General features: G+C 52.7%; 22 protein-coding genes. 15 read left to right on the top strand and 7 right to left on the bottom strand.

Translation table 11 applies throughout. The features are described from left to right. Positions 1 to 102 precede the first annotated feature (102 nt). Together CF161_RS01430 and CF161_RS01425 are read left to right on the top strand one after the other, a co-directional pair. Positions 103 to 1635 carry an S-type pyocin domain-containing protein gene (locus CF161_RS01430; protein WP_020294762.1) on the top strand — a complete coding sequence of 511 codons (1533 nt, stop codon included), beginning with the start codon at positions 103 to 105 and terminating at the stop codon, positions 1633 to 1635. Continuing rightward, complete coding sequence (locus CF161_RS01425) at positions 1632 to 2084, top strand: DUF6392 family protein (protein ID WP_020294761.1); 453 nt, start codon at positions 1632 to 1634, stop codon at positions 2082 to 2084. The genes CF161_RS01430 and CF161_RS01425 overlap by 4 nt, the downstream gene beginning before the upstream one ends. Before the next feature lie 750 nt (positions 2085 to 2834). On the opposite strand, the gene CF161_RS01420 is transcribed toward CF161_RS01425, so the two are convergent. Further along, the gene (locus tag CF161_RS01420; protein WP_020294760.1) at positions 2835 to 3191 is read right to left on the bottom strand and encodes a hypothetical protein; all 357 of its coding nucleotides are present in this window, start codon (positions 3189 to 3191) and stop codon (positions 2835 to 2837) included. 608 nt (positions 3192 to 3799) lie between these two features. Beyond that, positions 3800 to 4261, bottom strand: a complete 462-nt coding sequence (locus tag CF161_RS01410) for a helix-turn-helix domain-containing protein (RefSeq protein WP_020294758.1) — start codon at positions 4259 to 4261, stop codon at positions 3800 to 3802. Between the two features lie 159 nt (positions 4262 to 4420). On the opposite strand from CF161_RS01410, the gene CF161_RS33070 reads away from it, so the two are divergent. The 6 genes from CF161_RS33070 (at position 4421) to umuC (ending at position 8847) form a co-directional block, all read left to right on the top strand. Next, complete coding sequence (locus tag CF161_RS33070) at positions 4421 to 4675, top strand: hypothetical protein (protein ID WP_177326743.1); 255 nt, start codon at positions 4421 to 4423, stop codon at positions 4673 to 4675. Between the two features lie 16 nt (positions 4676 to 4691). Further along, positions 4692 to 4964: a hypothetical protein gene (locus tag CF161_RS33585; RefSeq protein ID WP_371106490.1), complete on the top strand. Its 273-nt coding sequence runs from the start codon at positions 4692 to 4694 to the stop codon at positions 4962 to 4964. A gap of 140 nt (positions 4965 to 5104) precedes the next feature. After that, entirely contained in the window at positions 5105 to 5665 is a 561-nt protein-coding gene (locus CF161_RS01400; protein ID WP_043228390.1) for a hypothetical protein, read from the top strand. Positions 5666 to 6290: 625 nt separating this feature from the next. Further along, on the top strand, positions 6291 to 6674 hold the full coding sequence (locus CF161_RS01390; protein WP_020294754.1) for a hypothetical protein: 384 nt from the start codon (positions 6291 to 6293) through the stop codon (positions 6672 to 6674). Positions 6675 to 7151: 477 nt separating this feature from the next. Then, the gene (locus tag CF161_RS01385; RefSeq protein WP_020294753.1) at positions 7152 to 7580 is read left to right on the top strand and encodes a LexA family transcriptional regulator; all 429 of its coding nucleotides are present in this window, start codon (positions 7152 to 7154) and stop codon (positions 7578 to 7580) included. Continuing rightward, complete coding sequence (gene umuC, locus CF161_RS01380) at positions 7567 to 8847, top strand: translesion error-prone DNA polymerase V subunit UmuC (RefSeq protein ID WP_020294752.1); 1281 nt, start codon at positions 7567 to 7569, stop codon at positions 8845 to 8847. The genes CF161_RS01385 and umuC overlap by 14 nt, the downstream gene beginning before the upstream one ends. An 89-nt stretch (positions 8848 to 8936) precedes the next feature. On the opposite strand, the gene CF161_RS01375 is transcribed toward umuC, so the two are convergent. Continuing rightward, entirely contained in the window at positions 8937 to 10076 is a 1140-nt protein-coding gene (locus CF161_RS01375) for an MFS transporter (protein WP_084471596.1), read from the bottom strand. Positions 10077 to 10267: 191 nt separating this feature from the next. On the opposite strand from CF161_RS01375, the gene CF161_RS01370 reads away from it, so the two are divergent. The 4 genes from CF161_RS01370 to CF161_RS01355 all read left to right on the top strand — a co-directional run bounded on the left by CF161_RS01370 (position 10268) and on the right by CF161_RS01355 (position 13765). After that, positions 10268 to 10765, top strand: coding sequence for a MarR family winged helix-turn-helix transcriptional regulator (locus CF161_RS01370; RefSeq protein ID WP_043228387.1), 498 nt, complete (start codon positions 10268 to 10270; stop codon positions 10763 to 10765). 55 nt (positions 10766 to 10820) lie between these two features. After that, the gene (locus CF161_RS01365) at positions 10821 to 11324 is read left to right on the top strand and encodes an arsinothricin resistance N-acetyltransferase ArsN1 family A (RefSeq protein ID WP_020294749.1); all 504 of its coding nucleotides are present in this window, start codon (positions 10821 to 10823) and stop codon (positions 11322 to 11324) included. Positions 11325 to 11339: 15 nt separating this feature from the next. After that, positions 11340 to 12698 (top strand): FAD-dependent oxidoreductase, encoded by a 1359-nt coding sequence (locus tag CF161_RS01360; RefSeq protein WP_020294748.1) that lies wholly within the window; start codon positions 11340 to 11342, stop codon positions 12696 to 12698. Between the two features lie 242 nt (positions 12699 to 12940). Next, the gene (locus CF161_RS01355) at positions 12941 to 13765 is read left to right on the top strand and encodes a sulfite exporter TauE/SafE family protein (RefSeq protein WP_371106493.1); all 825 of its coding nucleotides are present in this window, start codon (positions 12941 to 12943) and stop codon (positions 13763 to 13765) included. A 198-nt stretch (positions 13766 to 13963) separates the two neighbouring features. Here CF161_RS01355 and CF161_RS01350 read toward each other — a convergent pair whose 3' ends face one another. The 4 genes from CF161_RS01350 to CF161_RS31905 form a co-directional block, all read right to left on the bottom strand. Next, positions 13964 to 16447, bottom strand: coding sequence for an arsenate reductase (azurin) large subunit (locus tag CF161_RS01350; RefSeq protein WP_020294746.1), 2484 nt, complete (start codon positions 16445 to 16447; stop codon positions 13964 to 13966). A 13-nt stretch (positions 16448 to 16460) separates the two neighbouring features. After that, positions 16461 to 16979, bottom strand: coding sequence for an arsenate reductase (azurin) small subunit (locus CF161_RS01345; RefSeq protein ID WP_020294745.1), 519 nt, complete (start codon positions 16977 to 16979; stop codon positions 16461 to 16463). Between the two features lie 197 nt (positions 16980 to 17176). Next, positions 17177 to 18262: an NAD(P)/FAD-dependent oxidoreductase gene (locus tag CF161_RS01340; RefSeq protein ID WP_020294744.1), complete on the bottom strand. Its 1086-nt coding sequence runs from the start codon at positions 18260 to 18262 to the stop codon at positions 17177 to 17179. A gap of 37 nt (positions 18263 to 18299) precedes the next feature. Next, positions 18300 to 18647 (bottom strand): helix-turn-helix transcriptional regulator, encoded by a 348-nt coding sequence (locus tag CF161_RS31905; RefSeq protein ID WP_084471594.1) that lies wholly within the window; start codon positions 18645 to 18647, stop codon positions 18300 to 18302. A 351-nt stretch (positions 18648 to 18998) separates the two neighbouring features. Between CF161_RS31905 and CF161_RS01335 the strand changes: the two genes are divergently transcribed. The 3 genes from CF161_RS01335 to CF161_RS01325 are packed head-to-tail and all read left to right on the top strand — an operon-like array spanning position 18999 to position 20292. Further along, on the top strand, positions 18999 to 19412 hold the full coding sequence (locus CF161_RS01335) for an arsenate reductase ArsC (protein ID WP_043228327.1): 414 nt from the start codon (positions 18999 to 19001) through the stop codon (positions 19410 to 19412). A gap of 7 nt (positions 19413 to 19419) precedes the next feature. After that, positions 19420 to 19776 carry a metalloregulator ArsR/SmtB family transcription factor gene (locus CF161_RS01330; RefSeq protein WP_020294740.1) on the top strand — a complete coding sequence of 119 codons (357 nt, stop codon included), beginning with the start codon at positions 19420 to 19422 and terminating at the stop codon, positions 19774 to 19776. A gap of 45 nt (positions 19777 to 19821) precedes the next feature. Beyond that, positions 19822 to 20292: an arsenate reductase ArsC gene (locus tag CF161_RS01325; protein WP_020294739.1), complete on the top strand. Its 471-nt coding sequence runs from the start codon at positions 19822 to 19824 to the stop codon at positions 20290 to 20292. Position 20293: the final 1 nt, after the last annotated feature.

Raw genomic sequence — 20293 nt, 5'->3', positions numbered from 1 at the left:
TGGAAAACAATCTGAACAAGTTTAACTTTAGGATTTTTCCTACATCTTCAGCTTGCCACGCTTGGTAGCATCGGAGTTTTGCTCGACCATCAAAGGAATGCCATGGCTTTTGTTATCAGGGAAGGAGACCCTACGACTACTGGCGGCAAGGTAGTCAAAGGCTCAACAAATACGACTGTCGAGTATCAAAAGGCAGCACGCATCAGTGACCCGGTGTGGTGTCCCAAATGCAGTTCGATGGGATTTATCGCTGAGGGTAACCCCACAGTCATCGACGAGTTCGTAGCTATTGCTACACATGGCCATGCTGTCCAGTGCGGTTGCCCCTTCGGTAGCAACCGGCTGATTTCCACCCAGACCAGCACCATGGCCGCAGAAGATATAAGCGTTGCCATTGCTCCTGATTTTGCCGCCAAAGCCCAGGCCGCGACCCACATCTGGGCTCAAGCCATCAGCGATGGATCGTATAAAAGCGAATTCACGGCGGGTATCCCAACCAACAATCTAAGCGGTTACAAGCCCCCGAAACTATGCGTTTTCGCGAAGTCCTGCACAGTCCCTGCTGGTTCGATAGAAGCAGGGAAGGGTAAAGAACCGGCAGAAAATTTCGGTAAAGTCGCGGTTCTTGGGGCTGTTGGGGGCCCTGCAAGTGTTGAGGCTGGTTCCGGTGGCATAACGTACCTTGGTCGAATCGCTGGTCAGCTTGGCACTGAAGGACTTGGCAGGTGGGCCCTTCGCAGTGCTGTGACAGCTGGTTCGGTCGCTACCGGATTACTTCTCGCGTTCTTGCCTAGAGACATAGCTGACGGCAGTCTCTATACCGAAGAGCAACTGAGAGGTATGAGTGAGGCGGCGACGAGGGTTCGCTTCCAATTCCGAAGGGACGAAAAAGGACAGACTCAGGTCTACGGAATACATACGGCCCAGTCATCTGGGATGGCAAGTGTTCCTGTTGTGAATGCTCAGTGGAGCGCGGACAAGCAGCACATCGAAGCGCATGTGGGCGGCGTAACTATCATCTGGACTCCAAATGATGGCCCTGTAATCACTGCTCCATCGCCGTATCCTGGTGTTTCAGACGAGCTTTCAAAAGTATTGGTACACCCAATAGCCGAGGACACTGATACCCAGATCGAGATTTATCCCGCCGAAAATGACATAACCTGGCAGGACTGCATCCTGGTATTCCCGCCAAAGTCAGGTATTCCACCGCTTTACATTGTTTTTGCGAAGCCGGCAGTAAAGCCATTAGAAGTTGGGGTGTACAAGGATCTGAGTAACCGAAGTGTGAAGGATACGCTTGATATTGATCACATCACCTCTCAAGCAGCCCTAAGAACATATATCGTTGATAACTTCGACAACGTGACGCCAGAGGAGATTAAATATCTGCTGTCTCAGGCGCCAAGTATCGCGATTCCGCAATCGGTTCACAGAAAATATAGCGAAACCTATGCAGGACGAAATGTAAAGGCCAAGCAAAGGCTCGACGCCTCAAATCTAAAAGCAGCAGTTGATAGTAACTATGACGCTATCAAGCGAGGATTGCTTGAAGAGGGTTACGCAGAAAGTGATATTGAAAAGGCTCGCGAAGAATTGCATAATCTGCACAAAGAGCAAGGGTGGTACAAATGACTACTAAAATAGAAGACTGTGCAAAGGGAATAGGCAAGAGCTATTCGGTTTTAGTGGCAGAAGGTGTTATTCCGAATAAGAGTCTTCAGTTTCAATTTAAGGGTGATGATGAGCCATACATGTCCATTGAAGACGGTTTGAGCCTGGGGTTCTCTGAAGGGAGGATTCTTCAACATGTCTATGTGACACTGCTCAAAACTGTTGAGGGCACCAAGGAGTACAAAGGCCCTTTGCCGGAGCCGCTGGTCAAGCAGATCAACCAGAGCTGGGTGAGAGAAAAGTTCGGTGCTCCGGTAGACTCAAAAGGCCCAGTAACGCTTCCAGTGCTTGGCAAGAAGGGCGGTTGGGATGCCTACAGTTTAGATCCAGCGGTGTATGGATCGGCTCGGATGATCTTTCAGTACACTGAGTCGTTGGCTGTCAACGTGATTCATTTCAAGCAGCAATAAGTAATTATGGGGTAGGGCTCAGAAGTTCTACCCCAGAGTCTTTGTTGTCAAGCCAACATATGCTCAGCCCCTGCGCACCAAGTCCTTGTTTTTTTCTCTGTTGGCCATGACTTTTTCCCTGAGCTCCTCTGGATCGATACTCATGCCACCACGGTGTGTGGCTCGGGGCGTCTTGAGACTATTAATGGCTAAGATGAACTGCTCGTCCTTGAGTTGCCAGACGGTCTTTGGTTTAAGTTGTCGAAAAGTTGCACATATTTATTCCTCATCGTAGTTGTTGCGCGATTCAACTTTCCTTACGGCTGCGTCCTTAACCATTTCTCGAGTTGAGCGTGCTCGCACAATTAGTTTGCAAATAAAATGCTCGCTATTTTGTTTTTCGTTAGTCTCATAGAGGCTGTAAGTGTCGACGGTCTTGTTGTTAAAAAGAATCTCTGCGACCGGCTTGGCCACTAAAGTTGAGTTTACAATAATATCTCTTGAAAGCATGTTGGTTGCCTTGAATTGTCAGTTGATGTCTTCATCAATAATCAAAAGTATTACAAAAGAGAAGGCCCAGAATCAACGTATGTCTGAAGTTAATCAGTGGTCTAGTCCCAAACACCTCCAAGACTCTTGAAAACACAGATGCGTATACCAGTCGTATACTCTTAAAATAATTCCAAGCATCTTGCTCAATGGCAGGGATTCTTTGCTGTCAAACCTCAAGGCAAAGAAAAGGCCCCGCAGTGCCTGGCTGTTTCTTATTGATCAAACCTCGATGGAGGCTCGTATCTCACGGTAGTCAACATCATGGAAGTTATAATGAAGCATTGTGTGAAGATCCCCTTGGCCAATGGTGTCGCCACGTTCATCAACTACGTCGAAATTAGTCAGCACAATCGGTTTGCCCATACCTTCAGTGCCTGAGTCAAAGCTGGATTTGTCACCCAGCAGGTATGAGTAGCCCTCGTCATATGTAATCTCTAGGCCATCGAATTTAGATGATACGCTGCCCAAGCCATAAACCCTACCATCTGTCTCATCAAGTGTTTCTGTACTGCTTTCGTGGCTCCACTCCTTGTTTGCGATCAAGGTTTGAAACTCAGGGACAGACAAGACTTTCATACTGCATTCCTTTCATCGGCTGGCATATCGGTATTGTTGCAATGATCTTGTATGCCCTCAACAACTTTTTTTGTGTATGCCAGAAGATAATCGGTAGTCCATCTCAAAACTGCCCTGCTAGCCCAGAAAATCCAACTGGGTATGTAACGCGTATACCGATAAAATAATTTCAATAATTCGCGAGGACTGGCTCGCTTGAATGCAAAAGTGACCAGGAGAGCCATTATGATTATTTGAAGTGATCGGCGACGGCACTTTAAAAGTGCTTGGGCGTCCTGAGGCGCACGGTGGCCTTTTCTGACTGGCAATCTATCGTAAATCTCACCAGCTGCATCCCGGCCAACAAACGACTCAATGGGCTGAACTGCAACCGTCGCTCGACACCAGCTGCCTCGTACAGGACGTCCAGCCACAAGCAATCAGCAGGGGTGTCCGAGCACAGTGTTTTGCCGTCAAACAAGTTGTTCATTTTCTCAGCCACTTCGAGCGGTTGTTTGCCCCTCGGAGATAAGCTGATAGCCGCTTAGGCTGCATATCTTGGGCATCGTGGCCCCAGTAATCCCAGTAGACTGCTGGCTTGATGAGGGCCTGATACTCACGCGCCTGCGTTACACACCAGGTTCATTGCTCCACAGACGCCATACCGTAGCTTTGGAGTAGCCAAGTTGGAGGACAACTTGGCTTTGACTATATCCCTTGCTTTTCAGCTCTTGGATTGCTTGCCACTTCTCTCTTGCCGCCGTCACCCGAGGCGGTTCGATCTGTCTAGGCTCCTGAGGCAAAATCTCATCGGCGAGCCCCAGTTCCTCGATCTCAGCGAGAGCTGATAGCAATACGTGTCTGGCCGACTGCTGATGATTTGCCGCCATTACTAACGCGAAAAAGGTCGTGGCCTCAACTTTCAGTGCGGAGGCCAGCTCGTTCGTGACATCCACGGTAGCGGTGGTCTTGAGCGTCTCGAGTTGACTGACATGAGATTGCGCGACCTTCCCAGCAATTTCTTGCTGGGACAGACCTTGCCGGGTGCGCAGCAGCTGGAGGACTGCCGCATAGGGCCTACGCAGCGACATTTTGATATTCCCACAAAAGGAGACGGTATGCCGCGTTTGCGTAGTTCCACTCAAATCTATATATTGATCTAAGTGGTGTTCCAGTTGGACTTGCCCTGTTTAGCCTGGCGGCTCGATGGCATCGTCAATACAAAGGATATGCGCAGGATGAGATGGCGGATGATTGAGATGCCTGTCGATGGCGGTGTGTTTAGTGGAGTTCCTACATCCGTCCCTGGTGAATTGCTATCCCGCGAGGCAGCTATTGGTTTTGTGGTGGAGCGCTTTCCGAGTAAGCCCATTTGTCTTGTCCAGGAATGGACAATCCTCCGTGCCGATGTCAGCGAAGATTATCTCGCCAAGGTCACTAACCGCTTTTTCTGTTTGCCCACGAAGTCGTTCACGACAGTAGGGGGGGAGATTTCAGCCAGGTGATTGGGTGCGGTCGAGCATGTGCATATTTTTCCAAGGCGGGATCATGTTTGAGACAAAAAATACTGTTTACGTGCGCATGGGCGATGGCCACGAGACGCTAGCAAGCTTAAAACCGTTTTCTATTTTCTTTAATCGAAGAGTATTGCTACGGCAGTACCTTCTAACATTTAGATGTTCGATTCGGGTAAAGGAAGAGGTGCGAACTGATACTGATGAAGTCAAACTTAAGATAACTTGTTGCGATATTAAAAACGGGCGAGGGCAGAAGTGGTTCGTGCGGGGCTACTAAGACGTTCGCAGTAATTGCAGGAATTGATACTGGCGAGGCTTGCAATCGCGCAAGCTTTGAGTCATCTCTTCGTCTGGATTTTATGATCTTTGCTTTAGATCATGTTTCAGATGCTTCTAATGAAATGTAGGAGTTGTTTTGTGTTAAAATTTGATTGTGTAAAAGTATCGGGTAAGCTTGACTATATAAAAGTTAACTCGGATCATGGAGATAGCTATAAAGTGGTAGTCGGCATTGATGGCCAGGCTCTTCCGAATCTGACGCTGTCCAAAAAAATGTACGAGGAGATGGATGCCAAGGAGACTGTAACTCTTTACGGTTTATTCAAGAACTCTGCGAATAAAGAGAAGAACTCCGGAATTGTCTACGGCCTACGGAAAGAAGATGGCGCAAAGACGTTCGCAACTCACATCAGACTAACCGTCCCGCTTCTGATGGTTTTTTACGCAGTTCTTGCCTTTTGCATAGTTTTTCCTGTGGGATGGCTAGTTTCAATCGTGCCGATGATGTCTTTCATCGGCGGCCAGCATCCAATGATAATGGAATATACAAGCGTCACTGCGCTCGTAGAAGCGGCTCTGGCCGCGCTATTTTTTCTTTGGGCCGGCTGGAATATGTTGCAAAAGACCTCGGATCCCGAGGCCTGGAAAGCCATTGGTGCTGCGGAACTGTCAAGTCGCTTTAGCAAGCTTCATAAATAAGTGTGGCCGCAAGGCCCGTTCTGAAGGATTTTTGTACTGCCTTCATATCTAGGCATTGCCACGAAGTTAATTTGAATCCGAGGTACGATATGTTCAGAACTCACAATATTGATATGGCTGGCCTGCCTGGGATGTTCGGGGAAGGGCTTATCCACTGGCATGGAGTGTCTCGGAGCCTAGTTACACACTGGTATCACGTCAGCACTAGGCAGCGTTACGAGGATCGATTTATCTCCCAGGTGGAAAAGCTCAATGACGATACGAAGTTGTTCGAACTCATCTCGGCACAATGCGAAGACGTTGTCATAGATGAGCTCCAGGTCGTCACTCCGCCCTGGATCAATAAAAGCGGCAGCTGGCGGATGGAAAGGCTCACGTCGGTTTCCGGTGGCTATGACAAAAACGAGACCCTGTGTCCCTACTAGAGGTTGAGAGCGGCTCCCTGTACACCGACGTCCAGGATTCATCCGTCGACGCCAACACACTGAACAACCTTCGAAAAATTTACTAATAGAAATGCAAGATTTCCCAACGGTGTAACACTATTTTTCCACTGTAACATTGCCACTGTTACCGTCCAGAAATCGAGTTACACCCTAATGAATATGCACCTGGGAGCGGATAAATGCTGAATACGATCAACGTAGAGCTGCATGGTAAACGCCTTACAGATTTTCATCTGAAGCGCATAGTCCAAGCAGATGCTCAGTCGTTCGAGGAGCGCATCACAGCTTATCTAAGCGATGTTTTCATTTCTTCTTCTTCCGCGATTGGCGTGGTCTTTGGCCACAGGCAACGCGACGAGCTTGGGCGGTTTGCGGACGGCCATTTTGTGCGGACGTCTGAAATTTGCTCTGCAAGAAAAGAGGGAAAGTTTTGGGTGATCACCACGATGAACTCTCGTTACGTCTTGGCATCCTTCAAGCGAGGGGTTGGCAGGGCAAGTCTGAAGACATTCCTGCGAGCTACGCAGGGCCGCTACATCTACACGCCGCCTGTCTTGCAGTAGGCAGCCGTAAGCTTGATAGATGTGTGGTTAAAGGCGAGTTGTCTGTTATCAAAAGGAGCGAGTTCGATTTACAGGTGATCATAAATAGCAGGCGGGTCAGCGCGTCCTGCAGAGTCAGCAATTCAGGTTGATCAGGGATACGGCTGCATATAGCCTTGCCGCAAGATTTGCCCTCCGGTACCACACGATGTTGAAAAATATCTGTTGCGATTTTTTATGGATGGATGTACAGTGGTTTTGCTGTGTTAATGTTTCCGCTCCTGATTGGCTGCTTACACCCAGAGCGTCAGCGAAGATCGTAGCCCGGTTATTTTAGAAGCCTCTTCACTGGGGCTTTTTTGTGTCTGGTGGATTTGTATTCTTAACTGTTCGTCTTCGGTAGCTCACCCCTTTGTCGCTTGCGATGAGTCTTCGTTTGACCGCAAACCCGCTTCAGCTGTTTACTGTACGAACATACAGTATTCGGCGATTTGTAATATGGTCACCATCCTCGGGCCGCTTTCCAGCAGCGGCGTTCAGCTTCCGTTTTACTCCTACCGCGTTCCTGCAGGTTTTCCATCGCCTGCGGCAGACCACCTTGAGCAGAAGGTGTCTCTGGACGAGCTCTTAGATTTGCGAGCACCCCACATGTACCTCGTGCGCATCGAAGGCGACAGCATGATTGGTGCCGGTATTTTTCCGGGTGACCTGGCCATTGTGGACAGATCCATGGAAGTAGAATCCGGGCATATCGTCATTGCGGCAGTGGATTGCGAGCCCGTCTGTAAACGGCTGGTCAAGGAGTGCGGCCAGATCATTTTGAAGTCAGAGAATCCCAAATATCCTTCGCGCTACATGATGGATGGGGAAGAGCTACTGGTTTGGGGTGTCGTGATGTACCGCGTGCGCAGCCATGAAAAAGCCTGACCCGGTCTTTGCCCTGATCGACTGCAACTCCTTTTACGCCTCGTGTGAGCGGGTGTTCAGGCCTGATCTTCGCAACACGCCAATCGTTGTACTCAGCAACAATGATGGCTGCGTTATCGCCAGATCTGCGTGCTCCAAGCCGTTCGTGAAAATGGGTGAGCCGTACTTCCAAATCAAACACAAACTCAAGCAGCACGGCATCGTGGCGTTCTCGTCGAACTACTCGCTTTATGGCGATATGAGCGAGCGAGTGATGAGCGTGATCGAGTCGCTGGTGCCCGCTGTCGAGGTCTACAGCATCGATGAGTCCTTCGCCGATTTGGCTGGAGTGCCAGGTGATCTGGAAGCGCTCGGACGACGGATACGTGCACAGGTCTATCGGAGTACCGGCGTCCCAGTTGGAGTAGGCATTGCCGGTACGAAAACCCTCAGTAAGCTGGCCAATCACGCGGCGAAGAAATGGCAGGCGCAGAGCGGAGGTGTCGTCGATCTTCGTGATCAGATCAAGCGGGATTGGGTACTGAAGAAATGCTCGGTGTCAGACGTGTGGGGTGTTGGACGCAAGATGACTCTTCACCTGGAAGGCATGGGCATCAAGTCCGCCTGGGATCTTTCCAAGGCTGATGCTTGGATGCTTCGTAAAAAATTCAGCGTGGTAATTGAGAAGACGGCCCGTGAGTTGGCCGGCACGCCGTGCCTGGAGCTCGACGAGCCAGATCCGCCCAAACAGGAGATCTGCTGTTCTCGCATGTTTGGTAAGCGCCTTACCGAAATTGCGCCGATCAAAGAGGCAGTCGCGACGTACATGATGAGAGCCACGGAAAAACTCCGGGCTCAGGAGTCGTTGTGCAAAAAGATCCGGGTAAGCATTCGTACCGGCATGTTCAATCCGGAGGAAGCTAAATATGCCAATGGTGTACTGGTTGAATTGCCTTACCCAACCGACGATGTTCGGTTGATGACAAAGGCTGCCGTGGAAGCGGTGGATCGAGTATTCCGACCAGGCTTCAAATACAGCAAAGCAGAGGTTCTGTTGGTCAACCTCTGTCAGAAGGGCGAGTACACCGAAGATCTATTTTCGATCTCTCAGCCTGAAGCAACCCAGAAAGTAATGGGTGTTTTGGATGCCATAAATGGAAAGTGGGGCCGGGGGACGATGCGTTTAGCGAGTGTGCCGACCGATCCTGATTGGGGTATGCGCAGGGAGATGATGAGTCAGAGCTTCACGACAAGAATTGATCAGCTTTGGACGGTGTACTGTAAATAACACCGATAGTCTCAGTGAACGTAGAAACAGATCTCTAGCGGATGTCGACCCACGGTGGACATAGGCTCTCATTCCACTCAAACGTCAGTTTACTTTGACGGAAGGCCATCGCTGGCGATGAGGCTTGCCGTCGCTAGAGTGCACATCACAACAAGCAAAGCCGTTGAGCCGAAGTTGTCCAGAATCACAGCAGCTGCCACAGGGCCTACGGCCTGTGCGACCAGCATTGGACGGGCCAATAAGCCCATGCGGGCACCGTAGCCATCTTGCCCAAAAAGAGCCAATGGTAGTGTCCCTCGTGCAATGGTCAGAATCCCATTTCCAGCGCCGTATAGCGCCATCGCAATGAATGCCAGCCATGGAATAGCCGGTATCAGCAGCGCGATTCCTATCCCGCTTAGCAATATAGCGACCTTGGCGGATGTGGTCGGATGCAAGTTTCGCCCAAGGGAGAACTCTGCAAGCCGGGCTACGACTTGAGATGGCCCTATCATCATGCCGATGGCCAGTGCGGTGGCTGTAGCGATGCCGAGCAGCTTCAGCACATCAAGCAGATGGACAGAGATTGACGAGATCACCAGCGACTGAAGTGTCAGTAGCGCTGCCAACAGCAGAAAGAGGCGATTGCCTGATTTTGTGTGATGGGCAGTGGCGACGGAAGAGGCGTGTGTGGGAACTGCCGCAGTGTTAGGAATGCTCTCACTCTTTGGTATCAACAAGAGATGAATCGGTAATCCTATGACCAGGTGAGCTGCGGCTAACGTGACGCAGCTATATCTCCAGCCAATCTGATGTTCCAGGCCGGCGATCAGTGGCCAGCCCAAAGTGCTGGCGAACCCTCCCAGCAAAGTGAGGCCGGTCATCGAAGTGCGCGCGCTGTCCCCAAATAGACGTCCAAGAGTTGAGAATGCGGCGTCATACAGGCCGGCAGCCATGGCGGCACCAATGAATGTCCAAGCCAAGTAGTAGATGACCAGGTTGCCAGCCATACCCATCAGCAGCAGCCCCAGTGCCATCAATATCGAACTGGTTGCCAGGACGGGACGACCCCCATGCCGATCTATCTGCCTCCCGACCAAGGGGGAACAAGCCCCTGCAACCAACAAACCCCATGAAAGTCCGGCCACGGTGCTGGTAATCGACCATCCAGTCTCTCGTGCAATCGGCGTCGCGAGGACTGCGGGCAAATAATACGTTGTACTCCACGCGAGTATCTGTGCGATGCCCATCGCCCAAACCAGCCCAACTCGATTGACTGTGCCCTGTCTGCTGATTGGATAACTCACAAGGTGCGAGCCTATTTAGTTGTTAGATGCAACAAATTAGCTAGGCCTATACAGCATCGTCAACCAAAAGAAGTGGTTGACCGTTTCCTGAAACCAAGATTATCGTTGCACCTAACAACTAATTTGTGATGATCATGGCAAAGCGAAAAAAAGACCAGCTGACTCAGGATTCCGAAGATCTATACGAAGCCTTGAACCAGCTCGTCCGGGTGTATCAGTTCCGCGACCGGGATCGCATCTGCTGCTACGACGTTTCGGTCACGCAATGCTATGCCATCGAGACTCTGGTCAAAATGGGCCGACTCCGCCTGCAAGCGCTGGCAGAAGAGATGTTTCTAGATAAAAGCACCGCGAGCCGGGTGGTCGATACGCTTGAACGCAAAGGCTATGTGTCGCGGGTGGAAGATAGCGAGGATCGTCGCGCAGTGCAGGTTGAGGTTACTGAATCCGGTCATGAGCTTTACCAAAAGATCCGCGCTGACCTGATCGCTGAAGAGCGGGCAATGATCGAACAGTTGTCACCCGAAGTGCGGCAAGGCGCGTTGAGCTTGCTGAAACAAATCACTCGAGCGACTGAGATTCGTTGTGGTCTGGTCAGTGGCTGCTGCCCGTCAGTGCCCGACGTAAAATGAGGCCGAAGCCCCTTTTTTATTAGAAATGTTGTTACTACCAACTGGATGGATAAGCATGCATATTCGATTTGCTGAAGTCGGGGACGCTGTGTCGATAGCTGGCATCTACAACCAGGGTATTGAAGAGAGAAGCTCTACATTCGAGACAGCGCAGCGTAATCCAAATGACATGCTTGAGCGCATCTCACAGATGGAGCGCTATCCGACCCTGGTTATGGTCAACGATGCGGATGAAGTGGTCGCGTGGGCAGGATTGAGTAGCTATCGTTCTCGCGCCTGCTACGACGGTATCGCAGATTTTTCGATCTATCTGGATCGGAGTGTTCGAGGCCAGGGGCTAGGAAAAGTCTTGCTTCAAGCGCTACTGGATGAGGCCCAAGCCCGAGGGTTTTGGAAAGTGCTGTCGCGCATCTTTACCTTTAATGCGGCCAGTTTGGCGTTGTGCCGTTCGTGTGGGTTTCGGGAGGTGGGCGTGTACGAAAAACATGCATGCCTTGAAGATCGGTGGCTTGATTGTGTGATCGTCGAGCATCTAATCCCTGCTAATCAGCCGCACTAAAGCGAGGAGTCAGTCATGGACAGTAAACTTCCTATCGCCATCATCGGCGCCGGCCCCGTGGGGTTGGCTGCTGCCTGCCACCTCATCGCGAGAGGGCTGACTCCCATGATCTTCGACGCAGGGCCCAGTGCCGGGGCAAGCATCGAAAACTGGGCACACGTGCGGATGTTCTCTCCATGGAGGTTCAACATCGATAAGCAGGCTGCCTCGTTGCTCACGGCCCAAGGATGGGAAGCGCCCGCTGAGGACGTTTATCCCACCGGACGTGAGCTGCTGGATGACTACGTATATCCACTTGCAGCACTGCCATCCGTGAATAGGTATCTATGCCTGAACACCGAAGTCCTGGCGGTGACTCGGTTCGGCCAGGACGTCATGAAGACGAAGAGCCGTGCAGCCGCATCATTTCTGCTACGGGTCAGGACTCCAGAGGGCGAAAAGGATGTGCTCGCCAGTGCCGTCATAGATGCATCCGGCACCTTCCGCTCGCCAAATTGGATGGGAGCACATGGTATTCCTGCGTTGGGCGAGAAGGATTTGGCTGAACGTATCGCCTATGGCATTCCCGAAGTGCTTCATAGTGAACGCCAACGCTATGCAAATCGGCGTGTCATGGTGATAGGCAGTGGGCACTCTGCGTTCAACGTCTTGCAAGACTTGGCCCGGCTTGCCCTCCAGGAGCCTGGCACGAAGATTTTCTGGGTGATTCGCGGCTCCTCTTTGGATCGCATATTGGGCGGAGGGGCAAACGACAAACTTGAGGAGCGGGGGAAACTGGGGCAGAGGATTCGCCAGCTGTTGAACGATGGGGCCATTGAGCTATTCACCAACATCGCCATCGACAGGGTTGTTGCAACTGACGATGGCATCGTTGTTGAGGCGGGCGGTCAAGCTCTCCCCGTGGTGGATGAGGTCGTGGTTGCAACGGGCTTCCGACCTAAATTGGATTTGCTTTCCGAACTGCGTTTGGCGCTGGATTCGGCGACCCAGAGCCCCATTCATCTTGCTCCGCTGATTGATCCGAATGAGCATAGTTGCGGCACTGTTCGCCCACATGGTGCCGTCGAGCTGGCTCACCCTGATGAAGGGATCTTCATCGTAGGAATGAAGAGCTATGGCCGTGCCCCGACTTTCCTGCTCCTGACAGGCTATGAGCAGGTGCGTTCGGTAGTAGCGGCGCTGGCCGGTGATTGGGATGCGGCCAATCGAGTTGAATTGGTCTTGCCGGCGACAGGCGTGTGCAGTACGCAGCTCGATGATTCTGAGTGCTGCGACCGTGCAGCAAACCCAGACTGCTGCGAGCCAAGTTGTTGCACCGATGCGTCTAAGACTGCCGAAGATGCGCCGGTGTTGAAGGGTACCTGCTGCTCGTAGTTGTGTACGAAGTTGCATGCACTTGACCAGGCTTAATGAGCCATTCTCAGTGACTCAGCTACCAGCCATGGCCCCCAACAGCCTCGTAGGGCAAGCTCAACCAAGTTTCGTCTGTATACGCCATGGACAATTGCTAACGCTGGCTATAGCTTCCCTTCGCTGCTTTCTCAGCATCCAACCTGTCGGCAGACTAGAGAGCTGACGGGGTCATTCATTGGGCCTAAGCGGGCAGGTAGCAGCTTCTGGCGCGCAGAAACGAAAGACGAGCGATGACCTCAAACAGAGAGAAAAACAAACTAACTGTATTTGGTAGCGGCACTATTATCGGCGCCCTGGGTGGGCTGATAGGGTTGGGCGGCGCAGAGTTCAGGCTGCCACTACTCATCGGGTTGTTTGGCTTCGGGGCGTTGGAGGCAATAATCCTCAACAAGGCCATGAGCCTCGTGGTGGTAGCCACAGCCCTTCCATTCCGTGCATTCAGCGTCCCCTACGCTGCTGTCTTTGAGCGATGGGACATTATTGTCACGCTTCTGGCCGGAAGCCTCGCAGGTGCTTGGGTTGGAGCGGGGTGGGCAACCAAGCTCAAGAGTAAAACCTTGTTCCGCGTTTTGGCCGTGCTGCTTGTAGGGATTGCTGCTGCTTTGCTCTTCGGCCATGAAACAAGTGCTACTGGGGTGGCCCTGTTGCATGGCGTGACACTGGCTATCGTCGGGATCGTGGTCGGTTTCGGTATCGGAGTGGTTGCTGCCTTGATGGGGGTCGCTGGGGGCGAGTTGTTAATACCGACAATCGTTCTTCTATTCGGTGCTGACATCAAGCTCGCCGGCAGTCTTTCACTTGCTGTGAGCCTGCCCACAATGATTGTGGGTTTCACGCGATACAGCCGCGACCAAAGCTTTTCAATAATCCGCGCTCAACGGCCCTTCATCCTGGTCATGGCAGCGGGATCAATCATAGGGACATTCATCGGCGGGCAATTACTAGGTCTGATACCGACGGCATACCTGCTTCCATTACTCGCTGCCATCCTTCTGATCTCCTCCGTTAAAGTATGGAATCACAGTTGAACTCCATGTGAGCGTCCATCGCACGTTTCATGACAACGCTGCCTTCCACTTATGCGGTAGCAACTCCGTAATCTCACTTGCTCGCTGCGTCGGCAAGCGTGTGGCGCCCCTCATGCAGTTTAATTAGGCACGAGGGGAGGGGAGACTAACTGGACGACCTAGAGAAGAAACGCCCGGCTAGCTGCTAATCAAGCGTGATTACACGTTAAACCTCCGCGACTTGAAGCTGATCTTCTCTTTGAATTCCTCCACTTTCCCGATGCGGCGAATGCTCGCCCACGTCCCTTTGTAATATGGGATTACGTTTCGGTCTGTCCATGGTGTGGTCAGATCGCCCATCACGCCGTTGAAATGGCCGAACTGCATAAACGTCTGGTTACGCTTGATATCCGGCTCCAGGTAGGCCAGCGCGTAGGATGAACCGTAGTCGTTAAACACCTCGACCACGTCTCCAGATGTAATAGCCAAGACTTGTGCATCGTCGGGGTTAATTTCCAGATAGGCCATCGGCACACGCCGTTGCACGAAGTCGTTGTATTGATCGTGGTAGAGCGTTTGCCACACTTCGTTTATGCGCCCGTTGTTGACCCAGAACTGATATTTCTCTTTCTGCTCTGCCACCGGCTTCGGCAACCCTGGCCACGTCGCGGACTTGAACTCAGCCTTGCCATCCGGAGTGTCGAACTTGTAATCGGTGTAGAGCATTTCTGTGCCGATCAGTTTGCCATCTCGGTATTCTTTGGCGGGTAACTGGACTCCATTGTTCCCCATGGCCCTCAAGCGCTCGTAGGTGACAAGATTGCCCGTGCTGCCGCCCTGGCTATCGATAGGGCCGGCACCGGCTTGGCCGACCATACGAAAGCCATCATTGAAGGCGTCCTCCTCGGTTTTCCAATCGAACCCTGCAAAACGCGCCGCCATTTCCTGTTTTCCTTCTGCGAGATACATCTGCTGAAGGGTATTGGCGATAGCCGCCGCGATCAGGCAGTCGGCTTTCGCCGAGCCGGGAGGATCCATGAATTTTTCCGATAGCCGCATCCTGCGCTCCCCATTCATTGATGTGAGATTCATCTCACCCGGATGGACTGCCGGCAGCATTACGTGTGCGGCTTCTGCCAGCTTGGTGGGGTAGAGGTTGATATTGGCAAGGAAAAGCCCGCCTTTGGTTTTCACCGCATCGTAAATCGCATCGACCATCTGTGCGGTTGAACCGCCACGGACACTGGCCATGGCTTCTCTGACAATATTGGCGCGTCGCAGAATGACAGTGCGATGCTGCTCGGCATTGAGTGTGGTCTGGAACGGGTTGGCCCCCCATGCCGTGTACATCATGCCCTTGCCGTTGATGATCTCCTGATCCACGTAGATTTTAGTGTCGCCAGGATAGGGAGGACGTGTGTACCCCTCCTGATGCCCACCCATCCGCACCACACCTGTACCCCGTCGTCCGACGTTATTGGTCGCCAGCACCAGGTCGACCAAGGCGGACTGGATGAGGTAGTTGTCATTCCCCCAGATGATCCCTTTTTCGTAGGCATGCATGGTGTGAGGGCGATGGCCAGACGCTTTGGGTTTGTAAGCCCATTCGGCTGCAAGCTTGAGTTTATCTGCCGACACGCCAGTGATACGGCTCGTTTCTTCAAGCGACAGCCGGTTGGCTTGAAGTGCTTGATCGAACCCCTTGGTATGGGCCGCGATAAATTCCTGGTCATGCCATTTTTGGTCGACCACGTAGGTCAACAGGCCATTGAACAGGGCGATATCCGTTCCCGGCTCGATATCCAGGTGAAGCACGTTGTCCTTACCTGCCGCTTGTTCGGCTATAGCGATAGTGGGCGTTCTGCGTGGGTCAACAAAGATCACTTTCGCAGGGACGACACTCTCGCCAGGAAAATGCTGTTTACGTTTGTCGACCGTCTGGCCCTGCAAGTTAGGTAGCCAGTGGGCCAGGAAGTAGTTGGTTTGGGTTTCGTATGAGTTGCAGCCGATAGCAACAATGACGTCGGCCAACTCGGCGTCTTCATAGCTGTTGTTGAGTTCGCTAATGCCCATCTCGCGGGTAGCGTGGCACTCGGAGTTATAGGCAGGGCGGTTGTGGATACGCACCAGTGGTGTTTTCAGCGCCGTGAACATCAACTTGCCGGTGCCCCAGGTATTCTCAAACCCGCCTCCAGCGCCTCCGTGATCGAAGCAGTCAAAGGCGAGAGTGGCTGGCCCGTCATTATCAAGAATCTTCTTGGTCACGCCGGTATAAAGTGCCAGCGCATCATCCCAACTGGTGTCTACCCACTGGTCAGCCACATAAACGCGTGGACTGCGTAACCGCTCCTTGCCTACACCATCGGGGCTGTACATGACCTTGGCCAACTGTCCGCCTCGTGTGGACGAGAGGCCTTTATTAACTTCGCACTGTTTATCCGGCACGATCATGATGTTGTAGCGCTTGCCGTCCTTGTCGGTGATCGTATTCTGCATCGCCGGGGTCATGATGACGGCCAAGGGTGGCAACTGTTTGCGGAAGTCGAGCCCGAGCGCATTTTCATCAGGAGCCCGTCCACCTTCCTGGTTCTCCGGCCATTTGTATACGTGATAGCCGCAACCCACGATGCAGAAGTGGCATGTCAGGTTGGTCTTTTGGGCATCCACAGGAGGCAGTGCCACACGATCTTTATTGGTTGCCATTTTAATCTCCTTATCACAGGAGGTTGGACTGACGCCCGTAGATCAACCCTTCGACGGCAACTGCACGTACCGAATCGTCTTTGGGGTTGTATTCGAGCACTACGCTGGGCAAGTTCTCGGTGGCCTGGCCGGAAACCATCTGACCAGTATTCTCAGGGTCGAAGATGCTGAAATGGCAGGGGCATTTGAACAATCGCCTCTCTGCGTCATAGGCAACGGGGCAGCCCATGTGTGTGCATAGGGTGCTGTACGCGACAATGTCGCGTTCCGGGCCGACGCCACCCGGAACGGGAGTGCCCATCTTGATCAATGCGCAAGGTGAAGCCGCGTCGGGATAGGAAAATAGGACTGGCGTGTTGACCTGCAATTGCTGCGCTTTGGTGAGCGCCTTCACTTGGTAGGGGAGATTGACTCGCCCCTCTACCGTTGGCTTTGGTGTTGCCGCTTGTGTGAGTTCGGGCAGCCCTATCGCCACGCTTGCAGCAACCCCGCCTCCCACTTTCAGGAAGAGTCTTCTGGATATCGATGCCATCTCTGCCTCCGCATTACGCTTGCGATGCAGTCGACCTCGCCTGGTTCGTAAGCGACTTTTCATTCAACCTATTCAGCATAGGATAGAAAGACCTGTTTTGCGGCCAAAGTGGCTTAGATATCGAACGAGTTCACAGGGCCTGCTATTGGCAATGCAAGGATCCGGTCAAGGGAGGTGTGCATCATTGCTTTGGTTGCTCATTGCTGCGCGGCTATCACCTGTTCTGGGTCTGTGGAACGCAGATGGCGTAGTAAATGTGGAAGGATGACTTCAGCGTCAGGCCCTACGCCTCTGAGGGTTGCTGAGGCGAAATTGCGTTGCTTTGGTAACCCCATAAAGTACAGGCCCGGGATGTGCAGTGCTCGTCCATCGCGCTGCATCAATCGCCCTCGATCTTCCGTCACCGCGAGGTCTTCAAGAAAGGAAATATTTGGGCGGAACCCCGTGGCGAAGACTAGGCAATCAACTGCTTCGTGGTGACCATCCGCCCAAACAACACCGGTTGGGGTTACTTGCCCGAACATCGACCGCTGATTGAATAGTCCTGACTTCAGTGCTTTTTTGTAAGTGCCGTCATCCAATACCGGCGTGCTCTGATCATTGAGCCAGCGAGTTCTTTCCAGGCCTGTCCATTTCAGCCAGGCGTGGAAATCCGCGCCGAGTAGCTTCTGCGGAAAGAATCGAATCGCCTCGCGCGTGGCAAGCGTGACCTCGGCCACCTTGGCTATCTCGTAAGCAATCTGCACTGCCGAGTTCGCCGCTCCAATCACTACGATGCGTTTTCTACTGAACATCTCCACATTCCGATACTCGGCACTGTGAAGGCGAACACCTTGGAAGCTTTCGAGCCCAGGAATGTCCGGTGTATAGGGACGACTGAATGCCCCTGATGCCACGATCAGCGCCCTGGTAAAGAAGCGCTGCCCATTGGCAGCCACTATCTGGAACCCCCCAGCTTCCTGATCCACCTTTATGACCTGTATCCCCGGAAGAATCGGTAACTGGAAGAAGCTGGCGTACTGCTCCAGGTAGCGCACTACTTCATCGCGGGAGGGGTAGTGCCCCGGTTCTCCAGGAAACGGCAGCCCCGGTAGTGAGGAGTATGCTGCCGGCGAGAACAGTTCGAGGCTGTCGTAGTAGTTATGCCAGTTACCACCTGGTTGCCGCTGCTCATCCAGGATCAGGAAGTCGAGTCCCTGCTGTTTCAAATGCCAGCCACAGGCCAGTCCTGCCTGCCCTGCGCCTATTATGACAACATCGAATGGGTGATCTATTACGTTCATGTGTGCGCACCTAAACACATATCAAGGTAAGAAAAAATCAGCGAGATCCGCCTGGACAGCACAACGAAGCAATGCTTTTGGTGTGATGGAGGATGTCCTCCAGTCGCTTGACGATGGCTGGGCCGTCCACCTCATAGAACATCTGACGTCCCACCTTAGTGGCGCGCACGATCCCGGCGTCCAGCAGCACCTGAAGATGACGAGATACCACCGAACGCTCCTGGGGTAGATCAGCCGCAATCGCGGTCACATCTGCTCGACCTAATTGCATCACGCGCTTCAGCACAGCGACTCTTGGCGGCTCGCAGAGGGCTTTGAAAAATGCACCATCGAGAGACTCAATTGCAGACTCAATGGCTTGAGAGCGGTTAGGGGTGACGTTCATGCCGAGAATATATGTGCATGTTGATGCACATGTAAAGTCCCGTTTGGAGAATGCACTGCCCCTTTAGCAGAGAACAGCCAGGGTCGGTTTGTTCATCGCAAGGTTCCTGTTTGGGGTTGAGGTGCGGGAGAGCCTAAAGCCACCGCGATGACAGATTAATTACCGAATGCGGATATACGATTAATCAGATGTTAAGCGGCTGGAGATGTGCCAATGGCCGCGATCCAGCTGAGGCTCATGAACGTCTAGGGCTTAAAATTACCTATATTTCATGGTCATTGGTCTTACTGCTTTACTGGATATTCGGAAAAGCGTATATTCGTAAAACCATATCCAATTCGAGACTTGGCGATGACCGATAAGACCCGCGTGCTGTTTGTTTGTGTGGCTAACGCTGCTCGCTCGCAACTGGCTGAAGCTCTGCTGCGGCACACTGATTCCGAACAATTCGACGCCTTCAGTGCAGGTACTGCGCCCAGCGAGATCGATCCCCGTACCTTGGGATCGCTTCAGCACTTAGGTGTAAGTACCGAAGGGTTGCACAGCAAGTCTATCGATGAGTTTGCAGGAGAGCGTTTCGATTACGTCATCACGCTGTGCGATAAATCGTCTCTGGAATGTCACGCCCTTCCAGGCGCCGGAGAGGTGCTGGCCTGGAACTTTGAAGATCCGGTCACCAGCACCAAGCATGATGCATTTCGTCACACCCTTCACGAAATCCATGAACGCATCAAGATGTTCGTGTTGGTGAAAAACAAACGTTGAGACCCCTATGGCTGACCATCTGACACCGACCACCGTATTCAAATGCCTGGCCGACGAAACCCGCATTCGCCTTATGTTGCTCATCACCCGTGAGGAAGAGCTGTGCGTTTGCGAACTGACCTGCGCACTCGATGAGAGCCAGCCGAAGGTTTCCCGCCACCTGGCGCAACTGCGCAATTGCGGTTTGCTAGAGGATCGTCGGCAAGGTCAATGGGTGTATTACCGCCTGCATCCCAGTCTGCCGGACTGGGTGATCGCCGTATTGAAAACCACTCTTGACGCCAACCAGCATTGGCTCAGTCCCGACGCCAAACGCCTCGACGTGATGGGTGATCGCCCTCAGCGCCTAGCCGCTTGCTGCTGAGTTAACGCCTGCCCGAGCAGCGCTCGGCCTTTACGAGATAGCCTGATGAAGATTCTGTTTCTGTGCACCGCCAACAGCTGCCGCAGCATTCTTTGTGAAGCCATGTTCAATCATTTGGCTCCGACGGATATGCACGCCTACAGCGCCGGCAGCCATCCGAAGGGTGAAGTGCATCCGCTGAGTCTGAAAACGTTGGATAAGGCTGAAATCTCGCCCGCAGGGCTCTATAGCAAGTCCAGCGATGTCTACGAGAACCTGGCGCCTGACTTCGTCATCACGGTGTGTGACAAGGCTGCCGGCGAAGCCTGCCCGGTGTTTTTCGGGCCAGCCACCAAGGCCCACTGGGGCTTGGCAGACCCTTCGGAATATCAAGGGACTCAAGAAGAGATCGAGGCGGCTTTCGAAGCCACTCTGGAACAGATCAGAACCCGAATCGAAGCCTTCCTGGCTTTACCGCTCAAGCAGTTAAGTGCCGAACAACTCAAGGCCGAGTTGGCCCTGATCGGCACCCTCTGAC

Origin of the sequence: Pseudomonas sp. CF161 (assembly GCF_000416215.1) — a bacterium.
Taxonomy (GTDB): domain Bacteria; phylum Pseudomonadota; class Gammaproteobacteria; order Pseudomonadales; family Pseudomonadaceae; genus Aquipseudomonas.
This window is presented reverse-complemented; position numbering and strand designations above follow the sequence as displayed.

Bases quoted from the DNA above. Each gene is read 5' to 3' on its own strand.
- CF161_RS01420 (WP_020294760.1), bottom strand. From the start codon at position 3,191: ATGAAAGTCTTGTCTGTCCCTGAGTTTCAAACCTTGATCGCAAACAAG.
- CF161_RS33070 (WP_177326743.1), top strand. From the start codon at position 4,421: ATGATTGAGATGCCTGTCGATGGCGGTGTGTTTAGTGGAGTTCCTACA.
- CF161_RS01385 (WP_020294753.1), top strand. From the start codon at position 7,152: ATGGTCACCATCCTCGGGCCGCTTTCCAGCAGCGGCGTTCAGCTTCCG.
- CF161_RS01360 (WP_020294748.1), top strand. From the start codon at position 11,340: ATGGACAGTAAACTTCCTATCGCCATCATCGGCGCCGGCCCCGTGGGG.
- CF161_RS01390 (WP_020294754.1), top strand. From the start codon at position 6,291: ATGCTGAATACGATCAACGTAGAGCTGCATGGTAAACGCCTTACAGAT.
- umuC (WP_020294752.1), top strand. From the start codon at position 7,567: ATGAAAAAGCCTGACCCGGTCTTTGCCCTGATCGACTGCAACTCCTTT.
- CF161_RS01330 (WP_020294740.1), top strand. From the start codon at position 19,420: ATGGCTGACCATCTGACACCGACCACCGTATTCAAATGCCTGGCCGAC.
- CF161_RS01325 (WP_020294739.1), top strand. From the start codon at position 19,822: ATGAAGATTCTGTTTCTGTGCACCGCCAACAGCTGCCGCAGCATTCTT.
- CF161_RS01350 (WP_020294746.1), bottom strand. From the start codon at position 16,447: ATGGCAACCAATAAAGATCGTGTGGCACTGCCTCCTGTGGATGCCCAA.
- CF161_RS31905 (WP_084471594.1), bottom strand. From the start codon at position 18,647: ATGAACGTCACCCCTAACCGCTCTCAAGCCATTGAGTCTGCAATTGAG.
- CF161_RS01365 (WP_020294749.1), top strand. From the start codon at position 10,821: ATGCATATTCGATTTGCTGAAGTCGGGGACGCTGTGTCGATAGCTGGC.
- CF161_RS33585 (WP_371106490.1), top strand. From the start codon at position 4,692: ATGTGCATATTTTTCCAAGGCGGGATCATGTTTGAGACAAAAAATACT.
- CF161_RS01335 (WP_043228327.1), top strand. From the start codon at position 18,999: ATGACCGATAAGACCCGCGTGCTGTTTGTTTGTGTGGCTAACGCTGCT.
- CF161_RS01370 (WP_043228387.1), top strand. From the start codon at position 10,268: ATGGCAAAGCGAAAAAAAGACCAGCTGACTCAGGATTCCGAAGATCTA.
- CF161_RS01340 (WP_020294744.1), bottom strand. From the start codon at position 18,262: ATGAACGTAATAGATCACCCATTCGATGTTGTCATAATAGGCGCAGGG.
- CF161_RS01345 (WP_020294745.1), bottom strand. From the start codon at position 16,979: ATGGCATCGATATCCAGAAGACTCTTCCTGAAAGTGGGAGGCGGGGTT.
- CF161_RS01425 (WP_020294761.1), top strand. From the start codon at position 1,632: ATGACTACTAAAATAGAAGACTGTGCAAAGGGAATAGGCAAGAGCTAT.
- CF161_RS01430 (WP_020294762.1), top strand. From the start codon at position 103: ATGGCTTTTGTTATCAGGGAAGGAGACCCTACGACTACTGGCGGCAAG.
- CF161_RS01375 (WP_084471596.1), bottom strand. From the start codon at position 10,076: ATGGGCATCGCACAGATACTCGCGTGGAGTACAACGTATTATTTGCCC.
- CF161_RS01410 (WP_020294758.1), bottom strand. From the start codon at position 4,261: ATGTCGCTGCGTAGGCCCTATGCGGCAGTCCTCCAGCTGCTGCGCACC.